Below are 19,382 nucleotides of genomic sequence, written 5' to 3' on the forward strand. Positions count from 1 at the left end.
CATGGTCAGGAGCAACACCGGCAAACGCCTGCACAAGGTCGCGATCTACTCCCTCTTCGCCATCGTCGCGCTCTATACGCTGTTTCCGTTCTATTGGATGATCGCCTCGTCGATGAAGTCGGGCCAGGCGATCTTCGACGTCACCTTCTTGCCCGACCTGAAGTTCAACAATTACGCGGCGATCCTCTCCGACGGCGTCTTCCTGCGCTCGTTGCTGAACTCGCTGATCGTCGCCTTCTCGGTCGTGGCGCTGTCGCTGCTTCTGGCGGTCGGCGCGGCCTATGCGCTCGGCCGCATCGATTTCCGCGGCCGCTCGCCGATCATGCTGCTGGTGCTCGCGGTCTCGATGTTCCCGCAAATCGCGCTGCTTTCTGGGCTCTTCGAGATGATCCGCTGGCTCGGGCTTTACAACACGATCGGCTCGCTGATCTTCGCCTATATGATCTTCACGCTGCCCTTCAACATCTGGGTGCTGACCACCTTCATGCGTGACCTGCCGAAGCAGATCGAAGAGGCGGCGATTATGGACGGCTGCTCGCCGCTGCGCATCGTGCGCTGCATCTTCCTGCCGATGATGGGGCCGGCGCTGATCTCGACGGGGCTTCTCGCCTTCATCGCCTCGTGGAACGAGTTCATGTTCGCGCTGACCTTCATTCTCACCGACGAGAACCGCACCGTGCCGGTGGCGATCGCTTTGATCTCCGGGTCGAGCCGCTACGAGTTCCCCTATGGGGCGATCATGGCCGCCTCGACCATTGTCACGGTGCCGCTGATCATTCTCGCGCTGATATTCCAGAAACACATCGTCTCCGGCCTGACGGCCGGTGCGGTCAAGGGTTGAAATGGCCTCCATTCGAGGCGGAAAGGGTACTCACATGCGTGTCGTTCGTGTTGGTTTGATCGGGCTTGGCGAAGTCAGCCAGCTCATGCATCTACCGATCCTGGCCGATCATCGCCATCTCTTCGAAATCGCCGGCGTCTATGACGTCTCGCCGAGCCTGACGGCCTATTGCTCGGCCCGTTATCCCGGCGCAAAGAAATATGAGACGGCGGAAGCGCTCGTCTCTGCACCTGACATCGATGCCGTCTTCATCCTGACGCCGGACCAGACGCACAGCTTCTATCTGGAGATGGCGCTGAAGGCGAAGAAGCACGTCTTCCTGGAAAAGCCCGCCTGCCTGACGCTCGGCGAAATCGACGCGGTCGCGCCGCTGGCGGATGCCACCGACCGGCTGCTCTTCGTTGCCTATATGCGCCGCTATTCGCCAAGCTTCCTGCGCGCCAAGGCGATGATGCCGGCTACGAGCGACGTGCGTTACGTCCGCGTCCGCGACATCATCTGCGAAGGCCCGTTCTTCATTCGCCAGACGCGGAACATCTTCTATCCTGATGATCTCGACGCCGCGTTCCTGGCGGATTCCCGGGCGCAGACAACGGCGCTTTTGAAGCAGGTGGTTGGCGATGATGCGCCGGCCGATCTGATGCGCGCCTATCAGGTGCTGACCGGACTTTCGTCACACAGCCTTTCGGCGATGCGCGAACTGATCGGCCTGCCGAAGCGGGTGATCGCCGCCCATCACAAGTGCAACGGCGAGTCCATTGTCGCGCTGTTCGACTACGGTCACTTCACCGCGATCTACGAGGCGATGATCGACAACGTCGCTCGTTTCGATGCCCGCATCGAGGTGCTGTCCGATCGCCGTCAGCTGCGCGTCAGCTACGACACGCCCTATATCCGCAACCTGCCGACTTCGCTCGAGGTGATCGACAGCACCGATACCGAAACCGAAACGCGCACTTTCGGCCCTGATTACACCGATCCCTTCGCCTTGGAGCTGCGGGCCTTCCACGATCATCTCGTCAACGGCACAAAGCCGAAGACGACGTTGTCGGACTCGCGTCAGGATCTGGCGTTGATGGCCGAGATCGTCGGTCGCCTGCGCGAGAGTTCGGGGCTATAGCAGGACACGTTTCACACACTAGAGTTGTATCGACATGGCAAAACGCGAAACCGCACGTGACCGCATCCTCACCGCCGCCGAAGCGATCGTCGTCGGCAAGGGCGTGTCATCCCTCACCTTCGACGAAGTGGCGGAGCAGACCGGCCTCAGCAAGGGCGGCATCCTCTACCACTTCGCCAGCAAAGACGCGCTGGTGCGGGCAATGGTCGAGCGTTTCGTCTACCGTTTCGAGACCGGTCTCTCCGGCCTCGAAACCGAGGACGAGGACCCGCATGGCCGCTATACCCGCGCCTATGTGCGCGCCACGCTTGGCGAGGCCACCAGCACCGGCGATCAGTACGATCGCCTGGGTGCCAGCATCACTGCCGCCTTGTCGAACTTTCCCGACCTTCTTGAGATCGTGCGCCAGCAGAATATCCGTTGCCAGGCATCCGTCGAAAACGACGGCCTCGATCCGGTCGAAGCGACGATCACGCGACTGGCGGTCGAGGGCATGTGGCTGGCGGAGGTCTTCAACGTCATGCACCTCGACCCCGAGATGAAGCGTGCCGTCACCGCCCGCCTGCTGGAGCGCACGCACGCAACACCGAAGTAGCGCGCTTCGCGCGCAGACATCCCCACATCGGCGCGCCGCTTCGCGCCAAAATCAAGGAGTTTTCCGATGGGTTACAAGCCGTCTCCCCGTCCCGTCTTCGATCGTCCCAGCCACATCCCCTATGCCGGTGTCACGCGCCATCTCTGGGGCGAGGAAAATGCCGGTCTCGTCGACGACTGGATCTATGCCTCGACCGAAAGCATCCACCAGATCGTCTTCGGCATGCAGCCCGGCGGCTGCTTCAAGCATACGGAGGCCTTCCGCACGATTTTCGGGGCGGACGAGGTTCTCTACGTGCTCTCCGGCACGCTCGGTCTCGCCAATCCCGAGACGGGTGAGTTCTGCATCGCCAAGGAAGGCGAGGCGCTGTTCTTCCGCAAGGATACCTGGCACCACGGCTTCAACCTCGGCAACGAGCAGGTCCGCGTGCTGGAGTTCTTCGCGCCACCGCCGGCCAAGGGTACGTCAGGCCCCTATGCGCGAACCAAGCCCTATATCGAGATCGAGCAATCGCGTTATGGCCAAAGCGAATTCATCCGCCGCTGGCCGATGGAGGCGGAAGCGCAGCGCAAGGCCAGGACAATCCATCCGATGCGCGATGCCGATCTGCTCCTGAGCCTCGATCGACAAACGCAGGGCGCCTATACCGGCCTCTACTGCGCGACCGATCAGCTGACCGTCGGCAAGACGACGCTGCTTTCGGGCAAACGCACCGGCATGGAGCGCCACAAGGGTGACGAATGCCTTTACGTGGTGTCGGGTACCCTGAACATCCATGTGCCGGATGCCGAAGGCCAGGTCTGGTTCGAGCTCAACCCGCGCGACGGCTTCTACATTCCGGCGGGTTTCGATCACCAGTATTTCAACATGACCGGCGACAAGGTGGAGTTCGTCTTCGGCGTGGCGCCGGAATACTGATCTCGAACAAAAAATACGGCAATACCCGCTGGATACTGCCGTATCTGAAAACAGGAAGGACGCTGAAAGACGTTGCTTCCGAAACCAGTCGGCGGCCCTTAGGCCGCCTTCTTTGCATCGAAGGGGATTTCGATGTCGACGGCGAGCGTCGAGACCTGGGGGCCGCGCTCCATCGTCACGCGGACCTTGTCGTCGTCGATCTGCATGTGCTTGGAGATCGCCTGGAGGATCTCGTCGCGCAGTTTGGTGACGAGATCGCTATCGCCGGCGGATGCGCGCTCATGGGCGAGCAGCACCTGCAGCCGTTCGCGGGCGGCCGGCGCTGACTGGGTGCGGGAGAAGAAACGGAAAAGGTTCATGCCGCTTTCCTTCCGAAAATCTTGCCGAGGAAGCTGCGCTTCTCGCCGGGGATGGTGATCGGCAGGGCTTCGCCTTTAAGCCGGCGCGCCGCGTCGAAGTAGGCGAGTGCCGGCGCGCAACGGTTGTCGGCGAGCGTCACCGGCGAACCGACGTTGGAGGCGCGCAGCACGTCGGCGCTTTCCGGGATGATGCCCATCAGCGGGATCGACAGGATTTCCAAGACGTCGTCGACCTTCAGCATATCGCCGCGCTCGGCGCGGATCGGGTCGTAGCGGGTGAGCAGCAGGTGCTTTTCCATGCGCTCGCCGTTTTCGGCCTTGAGGGTCTTGGAATCGAGCAGGCCGATAATGCGATCGGAATCGCGCACCGACGAGACTTCCGGGTTGGTGACGACGATCGCGATGTCGGCATGACGCATGGCCAGCGTCGCGCCGCGCTCGATGCCGGCTGGGCTGTCGCAGATGACCCAGTCGAAGGCGCTCTGAAGGGCGGCGATGACCTTCTCGACACCTTCCGGCGTCAGATTGTCCTTGTCGCGGGTCTGGGAGGCCGGCAGCAAATAGAGCGTTTCCAGGCGCTTGTCGCGGATCAGCGCCTGCGACAGCTTGGCCTCGCCCTGGATCACGTTGACCAGATCATAGACGACGCGGCGTTCCGCGCCCATGACGAGGTCGAGATTGCGCAGACCGACGTCAAAGTCCACGACGACGACTTTCTCGCCGTTCTGAGCGAGTGCGGCGCCCAGTGCGGCGCTGGACGTCGTCTTGCCGACGCCGCCCTTGCCCGATGTAACTACGACTACCTTGCCCATTCGTCTCTCCAAGTATCTGTGAATTCGCCTTCGCCTACGTCCTCGTGACCCCGGCCGGATCGACCTGAATCACCAGATGCGGATGGCCAGCATCCACACCCTTCCTTGCCTCGGCCTAACCGAGCGTTCCCGCCTTCAGCTCTTCGCCGTCGAGCCAGATCTGCACGGCCTTGCCGCGCAGGTTCTGCTCCATGTCGTCGGCCGTCTTGTAGAAGCCGTCGATCGCAATCAGTTCCGCTTCGAGCTTGCGGCAGAAGATCCGCGCCGAGGCATTGCCCGTGGTGCCGGCCATCGCCCGGCCGCGCAGCGCGCCGTAGATGTGGATCGAGCCGCCGGCGACGACTTCGGCGCCCGAGGCGACCGAGCCGATAATCGTCACGTCGCCTTCGGGGAAGAACAGCGACTGGCCGGAGCGTACCGGCTGGGTGACCACGATCGACGGTGTCGCCTTGGCGGCAACCGGCTCTGCCGTGATCACCGTCTCCGCGCCTGCTTCGGCTTCCGCTTCCGGCACCTCGGTCTTTTCGGCCTGTTCCGCCATCTTGGCTTCGTAGTCCGCCGCTGGGCGACCGTCGGTCATCGCGGGCGGAAGGTCGGCGCCGAGCAGAGACTGACGCGCACCTTCGATGCCCATGATACGCACATTGCGCTTGCCGAGCTGGTCGACGAGTTCGCGCAGTTGCGACCGGTCGATATCAAGGCCATCGACGTCGAGCACCACCGGGCGCCGCAGGAAGAAACCGGCGGAGCGGGAGGCGAGATGGTCGAGGCGGGTGAGCCAATCCTCGAGCGGAAGCTCGGGGGTCAGCGCTAGCGCAAGGAAGGATCGCCCCTTGAGGCGGATCGGCCGGGATTCGGTTAACACATCGTTCATCTTGGTAAATTTTCCGTTGCTTCGGTGTATCGATCAAATGGTTAACAAATGGTTAATTCGGCAATGCGAAGGTTAATGAGGCGGCCTTGAGGACCGGTCGCCGAACGCTGGAAAACAAGGAAAATCGGGCGGCGGAAAAAGCTGCTCTTTTGCCCATCGGTGCCCTGGTTTCGGCCGATCAGACGCGGCGCCCGGCGCCGGGAGACGCAGAAAGCGTCGATGAGGCAAGAGCGATTCGTCCGGCCCCCTAAGGGGAGTTGACATTGGAACGCTAAAATAAGAACATAACAAGAACAAAACGGAGGTTCCCATGAATCGGATGGAGACCATGACCCACACGGAAGAAGTGATCGAACGAGCCATGGCCGCCGTTGCGGCCGCCCGCAAGAAGCGGGAACGCGAGGCCGAATGGCGCAAGCGCACCTTCGGCCGCATCGACATGGCGCCGCCATTGCCGCGGCTGAAGCGTGGCGGTGTCCAGCTTTCGCTTCGGCTCGACGGTTCCGCCCGCTGACGAAAGCGCCGACCGCTTCAGGCCCCGTGGCTGGATGACCTACGAAGCGAGCCGAGGCTTCGAGAGGAATGAACATGAGGCATCGTCGAAGCATCGACCTGATGCCGCGCGAAGACGCCGCCGACTACGGGGCGACCCTGGAACTCTTGCCGGAATGGTATGTGCTCGTAGCGAAATGCGGGAACTGCCGGCACCAGGGGCGGATCGATCGCCGCCTTATTGCAAACAGGCGCGGATGGGGCGTCTCTCTCAATTCCATCGGCCCGGCATTGAAATGCGTACGCTGCGGCAACAGGGAAGGGAACAAACTGCTTCTTGGCCGGTTGCCTCGGGACTGATGGGGCGGCGTGGGCAGAAAGCCTGGCGGGGCAAGTGTGTTGCCTTGAGCGCCCGAAGTGGATTTTTATCCGGTTGGAAATGAATCCTCATTATTTATAGTATAGAATCGGAATTTACCGATACGTTGCGCGGTTTCCTGACTTTTAAGCCGATAATTGTTTGATTGTTAACGAAAGTCATCAAGCGTGATTCGCCGAAATCGGCGCGAATTCGGAACAATTTATTATTCCTTTCGTTGATGTCGTGATCGAACGAAAGGATGAGATCATGAAGAAGCTTGTAATCGCCGCGGCTGTTGTTTCTTTGGTGGCAGGATCCGCATTTGCTGAGGATGCCAACCAGAAGGCTGGCACGGCCGCAGGTATCGTTGGCGGCGCGACGGCGGGTGCCGTTGTCGGTGGGCCGATCGGTGCCGGCGTAGGCGCCGTGGTCGGTGGCGCGCTCGGTGGAGCGCTGACGCCGCCGCCGCCGGAAGTCATCACCTATGTCGAACAGCAGCCCGCACCGCCTTCGGTGGTGGTTCAGGAGCAGGTGGTGATCGGTAAACCCATCCCGCAGGCCGTCGTCCTGACGCCCGTACCGGACAATCCGCGCTACGCCTATGCGGTCGTCAATGAGCACCGCGTGATCGTCGAGCCGCAGTCGAGAACGGTCGTCCAGGTCATCAACTGATCGCAGGCGGCTTTTACACCGTAGTCTCTGAAGAAGGGGTGGCGTTTCGCGCCGCCCCTTCCTTCTGCCCAGCTGTTGGCAAGGGGAGGTATCAAGCGCAGCTTGTTCGCCATACGGGCGACTGAGAATGACCGATCGGTCGTGTCGATTGGCAAGAACTGATACTCTGCAGCTTGGATTTCATCGACGGGGAAGCACGTCATGGGAGCTATCGCGCACGAGAACTGGCCGATCGAGACGTGGCGCCCGGGCGTCGAGACCCGCATGCTCATCTCCGCGCTCAACGGTGCTTCCGGACTGTGTCTGTTCGAGCAATGGATCGCGCCCGGCGCCGGCGCGCCCACCCATAGCCATCCTGTCGAAGAGGTACTGACGGTGGTCGCGGGGCAGGCGGAAATGTGGATCGACGACGAACGCGTCCTTCTCACCGCCCATCAATCGCTGATCGTGCCGAAACGACGTCGGCACGGCTTTGCCAATGTCGGCGGCGAAACGCTCCACATTCGCGCCGTGCTCGCATCCGCGGCCTTCGAGGCCAGCTTCGACGGCGCCGCGCAAGCGACGAGGCGCTGGGCAAGCGCATCGATGCGGGAATAGCGTAGGCCGCAACCGCGTCAGGCCGCCACCTCCCAGTGGGCGCGCTGCGCCATCACTCCTCTTAAGCGCTGGCAAAATTCGTCGTGTCCGCAAACGAGTGGCTCTCACGGTGCGTGGCTTGAGTCCTGTATTTTCCGAAAGCTCGCGCCCGGGACTCGCGGCAAGGCCACGGCGGTTGTCCGGCAATGCGACCGCGATGAAAATATACGCGCGAAATATCTAATATAAATCTCGAATTATATTGCTGTTAATTCAAGTATTTATTTCGGCATTGCTTTACGTATTTATGCACATACAGTCCAATGCGACGAATTAACATTCGTACAGCAAAGTATTTTTGAAAATCGTTTGAAGGGGAGTGATCGCATGGCGAGGATCGTAGGTTCCTATGGGAACGACGTTTTGAAGGGGACCGGGGAAAGCGACCGAATCTGGGGGCTGTTCGGCGCCGACACGATCGATGGCGGCGCTGGTGATGATTTCGTCAGCGGCGGCGGCGGGCGCGATACCCTCATCAGCTCGAGTGGCTACGATCGGCTCGACGGCGGCGCCGACGACGACCAGATCGTGCTCAACGGGACGGGTGGCGCGGTCACCGGAGGGGCCGGCTATGACGGTCTCGTGGTCGATTTCTCGCAGACCTCGCAGAAGATGGTGTTCAACGGCGCGGCCGGCCACGGTTATGTCGGCGATCCCGACGTCGCCGGGGGCCACGTCTTCTTCCACGATATCGAGTGGCTGCGGGTGCTTGCCGGCAGCGGCGACGACAGGATCGCCGGTACCGCCTCGGGCGACAACATCTCGACCGGCGCCGGCAACGATGTCGTCTACGCCGGTGGCGGAAACGATCTCATCACCAACAGCGGCGGTCACGACCGTCTCGATGGCGGCGCGGGCAACGACCGCTTCGTTCTCATCGGTACCGGCAGCACCGTTTCCGGTGGCAGCGGCACCGATACGCTGGCCATCGATCTCGTCGCCGCCAAAGCCCCGGTCGTCTTCAACCTGGAAAACGGCCACGGCATCATCGGTTACCAGGCAGCGGGCGAGCGGCACATCTTCGTCACCTATGACGGCATCGAAAAGATCGAAGTGACGACGGGAAGCGGCAACGACCGGATCCTCGGGAGTACCCTTTCCGATGTCATCCAGACCGGCGGCGGCAACGACTTCGTCGATGCGGGTGCCGGCGACGATACGATCATTGACGGGCTCGGCGCCAATCGTCTGTTTGGCGGTGACGGCCGCGACCAGATCACCTCGACGCTCTATTCGGCAGAAATCGACGGTGGGGCGGGCCAGGACTGGCTATGGATCAAGGAAACACAGCGCACGAGCGACCTGACGATCGACTTTTCCGCCGGACGCGCCTCGACTGGCACGGTCATTAACGGCATCGAGGAGGCGAGCCTCATGCTCGGCAGCGGCAGCGATCGGGTCATCGCCGGCGATCTGACCTATCTCGTGGTCGAAGCCGGCGCTGGAAACGATCATCTCGAAGGCGGCGCCGGGGCGGATGCGCTTTATGGTGAAGACGGCAACGATTACATTCACGGGGGTGCCGGAAACGACACGATCGTCACCGGCGCCGGCGACGACGTGGCCTATGGCGGCGACGGAAGGGACACGCTTGCCAATACCGGCGGCAGCGACGTGCTCGATGGCGGGGCCGGAGACGACTGGCTGCAGGACACCTTCCCCGGCAGCGGCAGCCTCGGCGTCGCGTCGATCCTGCGTGGCGGCGCGGGCAATGACACGATCAATGCCCGCTACCTCGGCGAGGTCGATGGCGGCGAGGGCCGGGATCTCCTGAACCTCAACTATGGCGGCCTGCCGGAGGCGATGGACTTCGACGCGGCACGGGGTCTAACCCATACCGGCCTGACCTTCACCGGTATCGAATATTTCAACGTCTCGAGCGGGGGCTACGACGATGTGTTGCGCGGCGGTGACGACAACGACACCTTCTATTCTTCGAGCGGCAACGATATCCTCGACGGGCGCGGCGGCGACGACAGGCTGAGCGGGGCGTCGGAAAACGACCAACTTTTCGGTGGCGACGGGGCGGATTTCCTCGATGGCGGCTCCGAGAACGATCTGTTGAGCGGCGGCAACGGCAGCGATGTGCTGACGGGCGGTCGCGGCGCCGACATCTTTTCCTGGTCGTCGGAAACCTCCGGCGAGGCAGGCCTCGACCGCATTCTCGATTTCGATGGTCGGCAGGGTGATCGCATCGCCTTTTCCGACGAGGCCCAGGACACGACGGGTATTCACAGCTATGCCGATTTCCTGGCCGCGGCGCGCGATACGGCCGATGGCGTCTTCGTCTCCTTCAATGGCTCTGAGACCGAAGGCATTCTGATCGAGGATGTCTCGCTCTCGGTGCTCTCGGAGAGCGATCTCGTCTTCGGCTGAGGCTCCGTCGTCAGACCTCCGCTGCCGCACCTTCGTCTTTGGGTGCGGCATCGTCGGCCTCCGTGGTCAGGCGCCCATCGATAAGGTGAAGGCGCCGGTCCATGCGCGCGGCCATGTCCAGGTCATGAGTGACCGCGACCACGGTCTTGCCCTCGTCGCGCACCAGCGTTTCCAGGATCCTGAAGACCTGCTCGGAGCTCTTGCTGTCGAGGCTGCCGGTCGGTTCGTCGGCGAGGATCAGCGGCGGATCGTTGGCGAGCGCACGGGCGACCGCGACGCGTTGGCGCTGGCCGCCCGAAAGCTGGTCCGGCCGCTTGTCCAGGTGATCGGCGAGCCCGAGTGCGGCAAGCAACTCGCCTGCCTTCTCCCGCATCTCGCTCCGGCCAAGGCGACCGAGCTTGCGCATCGGGATCTCGACGTTCTCGCGGGCGGTAAATTCCGGCAGCAGGAAGTGAAACTGGAAGACGAAGCCGATATTGGCGAGCCGCGTGGAGGCCCGTTCGTCCTCGTCCATCTGCGCCGTATCGCGACCGCGGATCGAAAGTGTGCCGCCGGTCGGCCGGTCTAGCAGGCCGAGCAAATAGAGAAGCGACGATTTGCCGGAACCGGATGGGCCGGTGACGGCGACAAATTCCCGCTCGCCGATGCTCAAGGTGATGTCCTTCACCAGCGTGACCGGCACAGTCTCCTTGAGTATTCGTGTCAGATCCTTGGTTTCGATCAGCGTGCTCATGTTGCGCCCCGGATGATGTCGACGGGATTGGCGCGGGCGGCGCGCCGGGCCGGCAGGTAGCCGGCGACCGCTGCCGATCCAAGTGCGAAGGTGGCGGCGATCAGATAGTGCAGCATGCTCCAGGCAATCGGCAGCCGGGTCATTTCCTGGCCAGTGGCCGCGAGTTCGAAACGGACGAGCGAGAGCGCGTAGATCATTGCGAAACCGAACGCCCAGCCGAGAAGCGTGCCGGCTATAGCGATGGCCACGCCTTCCAGTACGAAGAGGATGCGCATGTCGGCCTCGGTGAAGCCGAGCGACTTCATGATGGCGATGTCGCGCGCTTTTTCGTGCGTGATCGTCGAGATGATGTTGAAGATGCCGAAGCCGGCGACCAGCATGATCGCGGCGACGACCGTGTACATGATGACGTTGCGCACGACGAGCGCCTCGAGGATGGACTCGTTGGCTTCCTGCCAGGCAACGGCCTTGTAGCCAAGCTCCGCCTCGATGCGCCGCGCGACCGCCGGGGCGGCGTTCGGATCGTCGAGCTTGATATTGATCACGTTGATCGCGTTCGGCCGGGCCGAGAGGATCTGCGCGTTTTTCTGCAGCACATAGGCCTCGCCCTCGTCGCGGGCGGTCGTGCCGGTGTGGAAGAGACCGACGATCTTGAAGCGGCGGCTGAGCCCTTCCGAAGAGACGGCGGTGATCGTGTCGCCGAGCTTGGCGCCGAGCCGGGCGGCCATGGTATCGCCGATCACCACATTGTTGCCGCCGGCGGCAAGGGCTGCGAAACTGCCCGCCTTGAAGTCTCCGATGATCGGCGAGACCCGCGGCTCCGCCTGCGGATCGATGCCGATGACGACGGCGCCCACCTCCTGGCCGGAATAGCGAAGCACGCCCTGCGTCTTGAGGGTGGCGGCAAAGCGGCCGGGAACCCAGCCGTCGAGCCAGGAGAGGGCTGCCGTCGGGTTGATGATGCCGCGGCGGTCGTCGCGTGGTCTCAAGCCGGAAATGGCGGCGGCATCGAAAAGGTCTTCTGCCGGCTGGCGGCGCGCCGTGCGCTGCTCGTCGGTCACCTGCACATGCGGCATGGTGTCGACGAGTTGGCGGACGAAGTCGTCTTGGCCGCCCTGCATCAACGCTGCCATGGCAATGGAGAAGCCGACACCGACCGCCACACCCAGCATCGCAACGATCGTCTGCCGGCCCCGGCCGGAGATGTGCGTCAGTGCGATGTCGAGGATGAGGCGCATGACGGGCTCATTTCTCTGGGGCAGGGGTGGCCTTCACCCGCGTGCCGTCGGCAAGGCCGGTCGGGAAGGGCGAGACGATGCGCGCGTCGTCTTCGAGGTCGGAGAGGATCTCGACGCCGTCGGCGCCGCGGATGCCCGTTTTCAGCTCACGGATCCGGGCGCGATTGCCGTCGATCACGGCGGCCTTCGTTCCCTCCAGCGCCACGGTCGGGATGATCAAGGCGCCCTTGGCGACCCGCACGATGATGTTGACGTCGGTCGACATGCCGATCCGAAGTGGCGTGTCGTCGGGCAGCCGAAAGCGCACGCGATAGGTCTTCGTTACAGGATCACCCTTGGGCGTGATGCTGTCGACCGTCGCTTCCAGCTTGCGATCGGGGAAGGCATCCGATCGGAGCAGCGCCTGCTGGCCGACTTCGACGCGTGGGATATCCTCTTCGTTGACGTCGGCGGTCACGATCAGCGGCTTCGGCTCCCCGACCCAGAAGAGCACGGTGCCGAGATCTGCGACCTCGCCGATCTCGCCGTCCTGCCGAAGCACCTGTCCGGCGCTCGGTGCGCGCAGCACATAGGTCGCGAGCCGCGCCTGGCGGCCGGCAACGAGCGCTTCGAGCTGGCCGAGTTCGCTGCGCGCCCGGTCGACCTCCTGTTCGCTGATCGTGCTGCGCTCGGCGAGCGCCAGCTTGCGGCGGTATTCCTCCTGCGCCAGCGTCAGTCGCGCCTGCAGTTCGCCGAGCGCCGCTCGCGCCTCGGTGTCGTCGAGACGGGCTAGCACGTCGCCCTTGGCGACGCGCTGCCCCTCGCAATTGCACTGCTCGACAATGCGCTCGGCGACTGTCGGCGTGACTTTTGCCCAGGTGCGCGGCTCGACCACGCCATCGGCATAGATGATCTCCGCCGCATCGCCGCGTTTCGGCGAAATGACGGAGACGGGAACCGGGCGAAGAAAATACCAGGCGCCCGCCGCACCGATGGCAACGACAACGGCCGCTCCGATTGCATAACGAGTGAGCCGCACGAGACGCTCCTTGAACGCTTCCTATCCGTTCTGTATAAATAGACCGACGGTCGGTTTGTTTCAAGGTCGTCGACTTCCTCGACCTTCGGCAGCATCGTGGACCGCGCCGCAAACCCGTGCTAAGCCGCCCTTCTGGGAGCGCTCATGGTCAGAACGAAGAAATCGCCGGAAGTCCGATCGAACGAGTTGATCGATTGCGCCGAGCGTTTGTTCTTCCTGCACGGCTACGAGAACACGACGGTCAACGACGTCATCCGCGAAGCCAACGTCTCCAAGGGCGCCTTTTACCACTATTTCGTCTCAAAGGAGGCGCTGCTGGAGGCGGTCGCGACCCGCCTGGCTGCGCGGAACCTGAAGGAATTGCAGCCGCTTTTCGAGGATCCGTCGCTCGACGCGGTCGGACAGTTGAATGCGCTTTTCGCCGGCTCGAGGCGGCTGAAGCTCGACATGGCGCCGCAGCTGAAGAACAGCTTCAACGCCCTCTTCAAGCCCGAAAACGTCGCGCTTTACCACCGTATCGACGAGGCGCTGATGACCGTCAGCCTGCCGCTGGTCGCCGAGATGCTGCGGCGTGGGCATGCGGACGGAACGCTCGACGCGCCCGATCCGGAAGCGTCCGCCCTGATGCTGCTGCAACTGCGGCTGAGTGTCGCCAAGGTGATGCACAAGGCCCTGCAGCGGCAGGAGGCCGGCGACCTCGACGGCGCGGCTGCGATGCTCGACGGCTGGATGCGAACCTACGGCACGGCCATCGAACGCTTTCTGAAGCTTCCTGATGGAACGATCGAAGTGACCGAACCGGGTTTCTCCCGCGCTTTCCTCGAGGCATAGCCGACAGTTCGGTAGCCGGCTCGCGCGTCATTGCCGACCGCAGCCACAGGGATCAAAGCGCTCCGTCGACCGCGCCGCTGTTACGCTCGCCGGTGCTCGTCGCCGACGGAAAAAGCTGCGAGCCGAAGGCGCCCTGGCTGCTGATCTCTGGGAAACTGACATCGGCGATCTCGAAATCGGGCATCAGGGCGAGCATCGGCAGGATACGTTCGAACACCGCGCCGCCCAGTGGTGCTGCATTCCAGCCGGAGGTGCGGAAGCCGTAGGTCTCTTTCAGACCCTTGGGCTCGTCGAGCAAGGTGAGAAGCAGGTAGCGCGGATTGTCGACGGGAACGACGCCCATGAAGGAGGTGATGTTCAATTCCTTCGAGTAGCGCCCGCCAACCACCTTTTCGGCCGTGCCGGTCTTGCCGCCGATGAAGTAGCCTTTGACCTCCGCCTTCTTGGCCGAGCCGGTCTTGGCGTTGAGCCGCAGCAGATAGCGCAGCGCCTCGCCGGTCTCCGGCTTGATCAGATCGCGCGCGATGATGCGCTCGTCGAGCGCCGCGCCCTTGATCAGCGTCGGCCTTATGAGACGCCCGCCGTTGACGAGTGCCGCCACCGCGACGCTCGCCTGCAGCGGCGTCACGGCGATGCCGTGACCGTAGGACGCGGTGGCCGTGTCGATCTCGCCCCAGCGCCGCGGCAATTGCGGATGGGCGCTTTCCGGCAGTTCCGTCGTCAGCCGCGACATCTGCCCGAAGCGCGTCAGGAACGCCCGCAGGTTTTCTGGGCCGACCGCGATTGCCATCTTCGCCATCGAGATGTTCGAGGAATAGATGAAGGCCTCCGGCACCGTCAGCGGTCGATGCTGGCCGCGGTAGTCGTTGATGCGGAAGCGGCCGAAGGCGAGCGGCTTGCTGGCGTCGATGACGGAGCGGAGCGTGAACTGGCCGGAATCGAGCGCCATGGCCGTCGTCAGTGCCTTGAAGGTCGAGCCCATTTCGAAGGTGGCGGCGGCGATGCGGTTGATGCGGTCGGGCTTCAGCGCATCGACAGGCAGGTTCGGGTCGAAATCCGGGTAGGAAACGAGCGCCAGGATCTCGCCGTTGGTGACGTCGAGCACCAGGCCGGCGCCGGCCTTGGCGCTGAACTTGGCGATCGCCTTGCGCAGCTCGACCTCGAGCGCGTGCTGGATGCGGATATCGAGCGTCGTGCTGACCGGCTCGAGATTGCGATGGGAGAGATCCATGCCGCTCTGGCGCAGCACCTCCAGCCCCTGGCCTTCGATCCAGCGCTCGATCCCGGCGATGCCGATATTGTCGATATCGACGGTGCCGAGCACATGGGCGGCAAGCGTACCGTTGGGATAGAAGCGCTGCTTCTCGCGCTGGAAACCGATCGCCGGAAGGCCGGCGTTCCAGACGGCCTGCTCTTCGGCGGGCGTTACCTGGCGCTTGATCCAGGCAAAGGCCGCACCGCTCTTCAGGCGTCGATAGAGGTCGCGCCCGTCGAGATCAGGAAAGATCTCGGTCAGCTTCTCGACCGCCTCGTCGACATCGACGATCAGCCGAGGCTCGGCGTAAAGCCCGGAACTCGGAACGTCGATCGCCAGCAGATTGCCGTTGCGGTCAAGGATGGAGGGGCGGCCGAGCGATGGCGGTGGCGGTATGTAGCCGGTGCGCTCATAGTCGGCGACACCCAGCTGGACAAGCCGCGCGAGCATGAGGCCGAAGACGAGCGCGAAGGCGCCGATGACGAGGAGAAGGCGACCGCGGGGATCCGGCCGGGGCTGAACCTTGCGTGCCATCTCAATAAAGTCCGCTGCTGTTGGTGAGAAGTTTTTCGCGCTGTTCGGGCGTAAGGTCCGCATCGGCGGTTGCCGATGTGCTCGCCGTCTCGAAGCCGTCGATGACCGGGCAGCCGCCGGCGCAGGGCGCGGTGCCCGGCTTGAAGGATTCGAGAATGGCGCCCGGCGTGCCCGCCGGCACCGGCTGGCCACTCCTCCGGTCGATCGCCTCGACCGTCATGCCGGTTGGCGCGTGGAAATCGGCCGCCGGCCGCCCGGCAAGCGCCACCTTCATGAAGTCGATGAAGATGGGTGCGGCAAGGCCACCGCCGGTTTCGCCATAGCCCATCGGCTTCGGCGTGTCGTAGCCGAGGAAGACACCCGTGACGACATTAGGCGTGTAGCCGACAAACCAGACGTCCTTCTCGTCATTGGTGGTGCCGGTCTTGCCGGCGATCGGCACGCCGAGCCCGCCGACGTTTCGGGCGGTGCCACGCTCGACAACGCCGCGCAGCATCGAGGTCACCTGATAGGCGGTCATCGGATCGAGTACGTAGTCGCGGTCGTCCACGGGCACGGGCTCTTCCTGGCCGGTCCAGTCGGAGGCGGAGCAAGCGTCGCATTTGCGCTGGTCGTGGCGAAAGATCGTGCGGCCGTAACGATCCTGGATGCGATCGACCATCGAAGGTGTGACGGCCTTGCCGCCATTGGCGATGACCGCATAGGCCGAGACCAGCCTGAGCAGCGTCGTCTCGCCGGCGCCGAGCGACATCGGCAGGTAAGGCTTCAGCTCGTCATAGATGCCGAAACGCTTGCCATAGTCGGCGACCAGATCCATGCCGAGATGGCGCGCAAGGCGCACGGTCATCAGGTTGCGGCTGTTTTCGAGCCCGACGCGCAGCGTCGAGGGGCCGCTGAAGCGCCCGTCGTAGTTCTTCGGCTTCCACATCCGCCCGGCGCCATCGGCAAGGGCGATCGGCGCATCCATCACCAGCGTCGTCGGCGCATAGCCGTTGTCGAGGGCGGCGGCATAGACGAAGGGCTTGAACGACGAGCCCGGCTGGCGATAGGCCTGGGTTGCGCGGTTGAACTCCGACTGGGCATAGGAAAAACCACCGGCAACTGCCAGCACCCGGCCGGTGTTCGGGTCCATCGAGACGAGTGCGCCCTGCACGAGCGGCGGCTGCCGAAGCACGTAGCCGTCGCCCACCTTTTCCACATAGACGACGTCGCCGGGCGCCAGAACCCCGTCCGGTCCCGCGGCGCAGCCCCGCTTTGCCTTGGCCGCGCGGCAGAGCGCCCAGGCCATGCCCGACCGGTCAAGGCGGATCGTCTCGTCGGTGCCAAGTGCCCCGCTCCGTGCCGCAGCCGGCGGTCTTAGCCCGATCTCTGCTCCATCCTTGTCGGTCGCCAGCACCACGCCGAGACGCCATTCCGGCACGTCGGCAAGCGGCTGCAGCTTGGCGAGTGCCGCCGCCCAGTTTCCGCTCGAGGGCAGCCGGGTGACGGGGCCGCGGTAGCCCTTCGCCTGGTCATAGGCGACGAGGCCCTTGCGCAGTGCCACCATGGCCGCCGCCTGCAATCGCGGATCGAGTGTCGTTCGTACCGAGAAGCCGGCCGTATAAAGGGCGGCCTCGCCATACCGGGCGTTGAGTTGGCGGCGGACGTCCTCGGTGAAATAGTCGGAACTCGCGACCGCGGGCGATTGCTGGCGTTGCCTGACGCCGAGGGGGGTGGCGGATGCCTTGGCGGCGGCCGCGGCGTCGATGACGCCGTTCTGCCGCATCTGGTCGATCACCCAGTTGCGGCGGCCGGTGGCCCGTTCCGCCTGTCGGTCCGGGTCGTAATTGTTGGGCGCCTTCGGCAGGGCTGCGAGGAAGGCGGCGTCCGCGACCGAGAGCTCGCTGACCGGCTTGTCGAAATAGGTGAGTGCCGCCTGCGCCACGCCATAGGCACCGCGCCCGAGATAGATGTCGTTGAGATAGAGTTCGAGGATGCGGTCCTTGGAATAGGTCTGGTCGATCCGAAGCGAAAGGATCGCCTCACGCAGCTTGCGCTCCACCGTGCGGTCCGACGTCAGCAGGAAATTCTTGGCGATCTGCTGCGTGATCGTCGAGCCGCCGATCATGCGCCGACCGGAGCCGTAGTTGGCGAGATTGGCGAGCAGCGCCGTGCCGATGCTCGCAACGTCGATGCCGGGATGGGTGTAGAAGTTCTTGTCCTCGGCGGAGAGGAACGCCTGGCGCACACGGGCGGGGATGGTGGCGATGGGCAGGAACAGCCGGCGCTCCCGCGCGAGTTCGGCGACCATGGTGCCGTCGGCGGCATAGAGGCGGCTGGTCACCGCCGGCTCCCAGTTGGCGAGTGTGCGGTGATCGGGCAGGTGCCGCGTCAGGGCTGCGACGAGCGCGGCGGAAGCCAGCGCGACGACGACAGTAAGATTGAGGCATGTGCCGAGCAGATTTGCGACGAACTTCATAATGGGCAGAGCGGACCTTCATGGCAGCAGGCAGCGTCGCCGGCACGGGCGTTCGTGCAGCGGGTGGGCGCATGCGGAGCGGAGTATTGGTGTACACCCACGTCCGCGGACGTGGGTTCGGCGACGGTGCCAGCGGCCGCTAGGGCCAGATGAAACGGCGCATGGATCGGGTCTCCGAAAGCGGTGCGATTGACCGCGCCTTTCCTGAGTTGGCGGCTGCCGGACAACGGCACGCACCGCCGATAAAGTTCACCGTAAAGGGATTGTGCTCGCGCAACAAACCACGTTTATTTGCGAGACCCATTAGGTGAGTTAGGGCATTCATGGTCAGGCCATATCTTCCGCTCAATGCGCTGCGCGCTTTCGAAGCCTCGGCGCGGCATCTGAGCTTTACCCGCGCAGCGATCGAGCTCTGCGTTACGCAGGCTGCGGTCAGCCATCAGGTCAAGCTTCTCGAAAACCGCCTGAACGTGACCCTGTTCAAGCGGCTGCCGCGCGGACTGATGATCACGGCCGAGGGCGAGGCGCTGCTGCCGGTCCTGCGCGATAGCTTCGACCGGATGGCGGACATGCTCGACCGCTTCGAGGCGGGGCATATCCGCGAAGTGCTGATGATCGGCGCCGTCGGCACGTTTGCGGTCGGCTGGCTGCTGCCGCGGCTCGCCGATTTCCAGGCGAAATATCCCTTTGTCGACGTCCGTCTTTCCACCAACAACAACCGCGTCGACATGGCGGCCGAGGGCCTCGATTTCGCCATCCGCTTCGGCGGCGGTTCCTGGCACAATATCGAGGCAACGCGGCTCTTCGAGGCGCCTTTGTCCGTGCTTTGCATCCCCGAGATCGCCGAGCGACTGAAGACGCCGGCCGATCTGCTCGACGAGACGCTGCTCCGGTCCTACCGGGCCGATGAGTGGGTGACCTGGTTCGATGCAGCCGGCATCGCCTATCCGGCGCCGCTGCTCAAGGGCATCGTCTTCGACAGTTCGCTGGCGATGATGGAGGCAGCTGCCCAGGGGATCGGCGTGGCACTGGCGCCGCCGCTGATGTTCTCGCGGCTGCTGTCGAACGGCACGATGCGCCAACCCTTCGACGTTCATACCTCGATGGGAAGCTACTGGCTGACGCGGCTGAAATCGCGCCCCGTCACGCCGGCGATGACCGCCTTCCACGATTGGCTCGCGGCGGCCGCCGAGCAGGAGGCGGCGGCCTTGCCGGCCACGCCGGACGTTATCGCAGGCTGATCCTCCGCCACAGGGCCG

Annotated in this window: 18 protein-coding genes; 10 read left to right on the forward strand and 8 right to left on the reverse strand. The window is 63.8% G+C overall.

What is annotated here, in order from left to right; translation table 11 throughout:
* Position 1: 1 nt before the first annotated feature.
* The 4 genes from ACIQUG_RS24870 (at position 2) to ACIQUG_RS24885 (ending at position 3,474) form a co-directional block, all read left to right on the forward strand.
* Positions 2–841 carry a carbohydrate ABC transporter permease gene (locus tag ACIQUG_RS24870; protein WP_402324783.1) on the forward strand — a complete coding sequence of 280 codons (840 nt, stop codon included), beginning with the start codon at positions 2–4 and terminating at the stop codon, positions 839–841.
* Positions 842–875: 34 nt separating this feature from the next.
* Entirely contained in the window at positions 876–1,961 is a 1,086-nt protein-coding gene (locus ACIQUG_RS24875) for a Gfo/Idh/MocA family protein (protein ID WP_402324784.1), read from the forward strand.
* 34 nt (positions 1,962–1,995) lie between these two features.
* Positions 1,996–2,556 carry a TetR/AcrR family transcriptional regulator gene (locus ACIQUG_RS24880; RefSeq protein ID WP_402324786.1) on the forward strand — a complete coding sequence of 187 codons (561 nt, stop codon included), beginning with the start codon at positions 1,996–1,998 and terminating at the stop codon, positions 2,554–2,556.
* Between the two features lie 66 nt (positions 2,557–2,622).
* Positions 2,623–3,474 carry a cupin domain-containing protein gene (locus ACIQUG_RS24885; RefSeq protein WP_402324787.1) on the forward strand — a complete coding sequence of 284 codons (852 nt, stop codon included), beginning with the start codon at positions 2,623–2,625 and terminating at the stop codon, positions 3,472–3,474.
* 98 nt (positions 3,475–3,572) lie between these two features.
* On the opposite strand, the gene minE is transcribed toward ACIQUG_RS24885, so the two are convergent.
* The 3 genes from minE to minC all read right to left on the reverse strand — a co-directional run bounded on the left by minE (position 3,573) and on the right by minC (position 5,519).
* A complete protein-coding gene (gene minE, locus ACIQUG_RS24890) occupies positions 3,573–3,833 on the reverse strand; it encodes a cell division topological specificity factor MinE (RefSeq protein ID WP_034798387.1) in 261 nt (86 codons plus the stop codon).
* Positions 3,830–4,645: a septum site-determining protein MinD gene (gene minD / locus ACIQUG_RS24895; RefSeq protein WP_192450099.1), complete on the reverse strand. Its 816-nt coding sequence runs from the start codon at positions 4,643–4,645 to the stop codon at positions 3,830–3,832. The genes minE and minD overlap by 4 nt, the downstream gene beginning before the upstream one ends.
* Positions 4,646–4,760: 115 nt before the next feature.
* On the reverse strand, positions 4,761–5,519 hold the full coding sequence (gene minC / locus ACIQUG_RS24900) for a septum site-determining protein MinC (protein ID WP_402324788.1): 759 nt from the start codon (positions 5,517–5,519) through the stop codon (positions 4,761–4,763).
* A gap of 328 nt (positions 5,520–5,847) precedes the next feature.
* Here minC and ACIQUG_RS24905 point away from each other — a divergent pair, with 328 nt between their 5' ends.
* From ACIQUG_RS24905 to ACIQUG_RS24920, 4 genes are all read left to right on the forward strand, one after another.
* A complete protein-coding gene (locus ACIQUG_RS24905; protein WP_034798488.1) occupies positions 5,848–6,033 on the forward strand; it encodes a hypothetical protein in 186 nt (61 codons plus the stop codon).
* A 606-nt stretch (positions 6,034–6,639) separates the two neighbouring features.
* The gene (locus tag ACIQUG_RS24910; RefSeq protein ID WP_192450101.1) at positions 6,640–7,044 is read left to right on the forward strand and encodes a DUF1236 domain-containing protein; all 405 of its coding nucleotides are present in this window, start codon (positions 6,640–6,642) and stop codon (positions 7,042–7,044) included.
* Between the two features lie 201 nt (positions 7,045–7,245).
* A complete protein-coding gene (locus tag ACIQUG_RS24915; protein ID WP_402324789.1) occupies positions 7,246–7,641 on the forward strand; it encodes a cupin domain-containing protein in 396 nt (131 codons plus the stop codon).
* Between the two features lie 366 nt (positions 7,642–8,007).
* Positions 8,008–10,056, forward strand: coding sequence for a calcium-binding protein (locus ACIQUG_RS24920; protein ID WP_402324791.1), 2,049 nt, complete (start codon positions 8,008–8,010; stop codon positions 10,054–10,056).
* 10 nt (positions 10,057–10,066) lie between these two features.
* Here ACIQUG_RS24920 and ACIQUG_RS24925 read toward each other — a convergent pair whose 3' ends face one another.
* Genes ACIQUG_RS24925 through ACIQUG_RS24935 form a run of 3 tightly spaced genes read right to left on the reverse strand, consistent with a single transcriptional unit; the run spans position 10,067 to position 13,045 of the window.
* Complete coding sequence (locus ACIQUG_RS24925; protein ID WP_402324792.1) at positions 10,067–10,789, reverse strand: ABC transporter ATP-binding protein; 723 nt, start codon at positions 10,787–10,789, stop codon at positions 10,067–10,069.
* A complete protein-coding gene (locus ACIQUG_RS24930; RefSeq protein WP_402324793.1) occupies positions 10,786–12,027 on the reverse strand; it encodes an ABC transporter permease in 1,242 nt (413 codons plus the stop codon). The genes ACIQUG_RS24925 and ACIQUG_RS24930 overlap by 4 nt, the downstream gene beginning before the upstream one ends.
* Positions 12,028–12,034: 7 nt before the next feature.
* Entirely contained in the window at positions 12,035–13,045 is a 1,011-nt protein-coding gene (locus tag ACIQUG_RS24935; protein ID WP_402324795.1) for an efflux RND transporter periplasmic adaptor subunit, read from the reverse strand.
* Between the two features lie 144 nt (positions 13,046–13,189).
* Here ACIQUG_RS24935 and ACIQUG_RS24940 point away from each other — a divergent pair, with 144 nt between their 5' ends.
* Positions 13,190–13,876, forward strand: a complete 687-nt coding sequence (locus tag ACIQUG_RS24940) for a TetR/AcrR family transcriptional regulator (protein WP_192450106.1) — start codon at positions 13,190–13,192, stop codon at positions 13,874–13,876.
* A 52-nt stretch (positions 13,877–13,928) separates the two neighbouring features.
* Here the strand turns inward: ACIQUG_RS24940 and ACIQUG_RS24945 are convergent, their stop codons facing one another.
* Together ACIQUG_RS24945 and ACIQUG_RS24950 are read right to left on the reverse strand one after the other, a co-directional pair.
* Positions 13,929–15,665 (reverse strand): peptidoglycan D,D-transpeptidase FtsI family protein, encoded by a 1,737-nt coding sequence (locus ACIQUG_RS24945; RefSeq protein WP_402324796.1) that lies wholly within the window; start codon positions 15,663–15,665, stop codon positions 13,929–13,931.
* A gap of 1 nt (position 15,666) precedes the next feature.
* Entirely contained in the window at positions 15,667–18,126 is a 2,460-nt protein-coding gene (locus ACIQUG_RS24950) for a penicillin-binding protein 1A (RefSeq protein ID WP_402325196.1), read from the reverse strand.
* Positions 18,127–18,446: 320 nt separating this feature from the next.
* Here ACIQUG_RS24950 and ACIQUG_RS24955 point away from each other — a divergent pair, with 320 nt between their 5' ends.
* Complete coding sequence (locus tag ACIQUG_RS24955) at positions 18,447–19,364, forward strand: LysR family transcriptional regulator (protein ID WP_051659435.1); 918 nt, start codon at positions 18,447–18,449, stop codon at positions 19,362–19,364.
* The last annotated feature ends 18 nt before the right edge of the window (positions 19,365–19,382 follow it).

The sequence above is a fragment of the Ensifer sp. NPDC090286 genome, from assembly GCF_044769565.1.
Lineage (GTDB): Bacteria > Pseudomonadota > Alphaproteobacteria > Rhizobiales > Rhizobiaceae > Ensifer.

Bases quoted from the DNA above. Each gene is read 5' to 3' on its own strand.
- ACIQUG_RS24925 (WP_402324792.1), bottom strand. From the start codon at position 10,789: ATGAGCACGCTGATCGAAACCAAGGATCTGACACGAATACTCAAGGAG.
- ACIQUG_RS24875 (WP_402324784.1), top strand. From the start codon at position 876: ATGCGTGTCGTTCGTGTTGGTTTGATCGGGCTTGGCGAAGTCAGCCAG.
- minC (WP_402324788.1), bottom strand. From the start codon at position 5,519: ATGAACGATGTGTTAACCGAATCCCGGCCGATCCGCCTCAAGGGGCGA.
- ACIQUG_RS24880 (WP_402324786.1), top strand. From the start codon at position 1,996: ATGGCAAAACGCGAAACCGCACGTGACCGCATCCTCACCGCCGCCGAA.
- ACIQUG_RS24930 (WP_402324793.1), bottom strand. From the start codon at position 12,027: ATGCGCCTCATCCTCGACATCGCACTGACGCACATCTCCGGCCGGGGC.
- minE (WP_034798387.1), bottom strand. From the start codon at position 3,833: ATGAACCTTTTCCGTTTCTTCTCCCGCACCCAGTCAGCGCCGGCCGCC.
- ACIQUG_RS24870 (WP_402324783.1), top strand. From the start codon at position 2: ATGGTCAGGAGCAACACCGGCAAACGCCTGCACAAGGTCGCGATCTAC.
- ACIQUG_RS24885 (WP_402324787.1), top strand. From the start codon at position 2,623: ATGGGTTACAAGCCGTCTCCCCGTCCCGTCTTCGATCGTCCCAGCCAC.
- minD (WP_192450099.1), bottom strand. From the start codon at position 4,645: ATGGGCAAGGTAGTCGTAGTTACATCGGGCAAGGGCGGCGTCGGCAAG.
- ACIQUG_RS24940 (WP_192450106.1), top strand. From the start codon at position 13,190: ATGGTCAGAACGAAGAAATCGCCGGAAGTCCGATCGAACGAGTTGATC.
- ACIQUG_RS24915 (WP_402324789.1), top strand. From the start codon at position 7,246: ATGGGAGCTATCGCGCACGAGAACTGGCCGATCGAGACGTGGCGCCCG.
- ACIQUG_RS24905 (WP_034798488.1), top strand. From the start codon at position 5,848: ATGACCCACACGGAAGAAGTGATCGAACGAGCCATGGCCGCCGTTGCG.
- ACIQUG_RS24920 (WP_402324791.1), top strand. From the start codon at position 8,008: ATGGCGAGGATCGTAGGTTCCTATGGGAACGACGTTTTGAAGGGGACC.
- ACIQUG_RS24910 (WP_192450101.1), top strand. From the start codon at position 6,640: ATGAAGAAGCTTGTAATCGCCGCGGCTGTTGTTTCTTTGGTGGCAGGA.
- ACIQUG_RS24945 (WP_402324796.1), bottom strand. From the start codon at position 15,665: ATGGCACGCAAGGTTCAGCCCCGGCCGGATCCCCGCGGTCGCCTTCTC.
- ACIQUG_RS24955 (WP_051659435.1), top strand. From the start codon at position 18,447: ATGGTCAGGCCATATCTTCCGCTCAATGCGCTGCGCGCTTTCGAAGCC.